Annotated in this window: 2 protein-coding genes and 2 pseudogenes; all 4 read right to left on the bottom strand. The window is 31.4% G+C overall.

Going from position 1 to position 1,827, the window contains the following annotated elements; translation table 11 throughout:
• Positions 1-193, bottom strand: a pseudogene (locus WBN21_RS12085) (cysteine--tRNA ligase); the annotation flags it as partial.
• 13 nt (positions 194-206) lie between these two features.
• On the bottom strand, positions 207-569 hold the full coding sequence (locus WBN21_RS12080; RefSeq protein ID WP_424200621.1) for a four helix bundle protein: 363 nt from the start codon (positions 567-569) through the stop codon (positions 207-209).
• An 81-nt stretch (positions 570-650) separates the two neighbouring features.
• Complete coding sequence (folE, locus tag WBN21_RS12075; RefSeq protein ID WP_424200619.1) at positions 651-1,331, bottom strand: GTP cyclohydrolase I FolE; 681 nt, start codon at positions 1,329-1,331, stop codon at positions 651-653.
• 237 nt (positions 1,332-1,568) lie between these two features.
• Positions 1,569-1,827 (bottom strand): annotated as a pseudogene (locus tag WBN21_RS12070) (transporter); the annotation flags it as partial.

The following is a 1,827-nucleotide window of genomic DNA, read 5'->3' as shown; positions in this document are numbered from 1 at the left end:
CCAAATGCTTTAAATAACGAAAAACCATATCAAAAGACATAAAGGTTCTCACGTTTCCTAAATGAACATTGCTGTAAACAGTAGGTCCACAAACATACATACCTATATGACCTTCGTTAATAGGTTTGAAAGTTTCTTTTTTACCAGTAAGAGAATTGTATAATTTAATCTGTTGTTCTTTGTAGAGTTGCATAGCTGTTAAGTCGTTAGGACTTTAGAAAATGATTTCGTAATGAATTAATCTTATTAGTTATTGATTCAATTTCAAATCTAATATTTTTATAGTTTTCTTCGGAAATAAATTCAAGTTCTTTTGAAATTATAGCCTGATTTAATAATTCTATGGCTGAACTATAAGCCATTGTCATAAAATGGACATTATCTTTATTTGTTAATCTGGCTGTTCCTTCAGCTATATTTGAAGAAACAGAAACTGAGCAACGTCTCATTTGAGACACTAATCCGAATTTTTCTTCCTTTGGATATAAATTGTTTGTTTTATAGGTTTTCACAGAAAGTTGAATAGCTTCTTTCCAAACGTCTAATTTTTCAAACGAATATAAATGCATCTTGTGTTGTTTATATGTTTGTTGTTTAGTTGTAAAGCTGATTGTATATTTCGACTTTACAAAAAACGACTTCACGACATACTAAAACTTAGTGTCTAATTTAATGTAATCAAGAAATTCACGACGTGTTCCCATATCTTTAAATTTCCCTCCAAATTCTGAAGTTACGGTGCTACTTTCAATATCTCGAATACCTCTAGAGTTTACACAAAGGTGTTTTGCATCAATAACACAAGCCACGTCTTTAGTACCTAAAACCTCTTGAAGTTCTCTAACTACTTGAATAGTTAAACGTTCTTGAACCTGCGGACGTTTTGCGAAATAATCAACAATACGATTCATTTTAGATAAACCTACCACAGTTCCGTTAGAAATGTATGCAATATGAGCACGACCAACTATTGGTAATAAGTGGTGTTCGCAAGTTGAATACACCGTAATGTTTTTTTCAACCAGCATTTCGCCATATTTATATTTGTTTTCAAATGTTGAAGCACTTGGTTTTTTATCTGGATTTAACCCTCCAAAAATTTCATTAACAAACATTTTAGCTACGCGGTTTGGTGTTCCTTTTAGACTATCGTCCGTTAAATCTAAACCTAAGGTTTCCATAATGTGACGCACATCGTCCTTAATGATTTCAATTTTTTCAGCATTATTTAATTTGAAAGCATCCTTTCGCATTGGCGTGTTTTCAGATGTGCCAATGTGTTCATTGTCTGAGGAGTCAAAATCTTCTATATTACTACTATCAAAAGCCATGATAAATATGTCAAAATTTAAGTTGCAAAGATAAGCATTTCACTTTTTGTGACACTTTAGTTTGCAAATAATTAGTTTTTAAAGAATTCCTTTATTTCCTGAATCGATATTTCCATTGAATTTGTTATTCTCCCGAAAGCATGAAACCTATTTAGTCGATAAAATTGGGTGAAAATTTCATGTATAAAAAAAGCCTGAACAAATTGTCCAAGCTTTTTAATATGATTTAAAATTATCCTAAATATTAAAACTTAAGGATAGTGTTATGTTAGAGTTTTCGCGATTTACAATTGCAGAATCTGTTAATCCTACATTGTAAAGTGGTGTTTCATCAGTACGCTCCCATTTATCATAGGTAACATCTAGTTTCGTATTACCAAAATTGTAACCTAATCCTAATGAGAATCCTGTTAAATCACCAACGGTTATACCATCTAAATATGGGCTTTCCTCAAAACGGTAACCACCTCTAAAACTAAATTGTTGGTGTTTATAC

This window comes from Algibacter sp., assembly GCF_049667265.1.
Taxonomy (GTDB): Bacteria; Bacteroidota; Bacteroidia; order Flavobacteriales; family Flavobacteriaceae; genus Algibacter_B.
Note: the sequence above shows the minus strand (reverse complement) of the source record. Positions and strands in the feature narration are given on the sequence as shown.

Coding starts and splice junctions, on each gene's coding strand:
- WBN21_RS12080 (WP_424200621.1), bottom strand. CDS start 569: ATGCATTTATATTCGTTTGAAAAATTAGACGTTTGGAAAGAAGCTATT.
- folE (WP_424200619.1), bottom strand. CDS start 1,331: ATGGCTTTTGATAGTAGTAATATAGAAGATTTTGACTCCTCAGACAAT.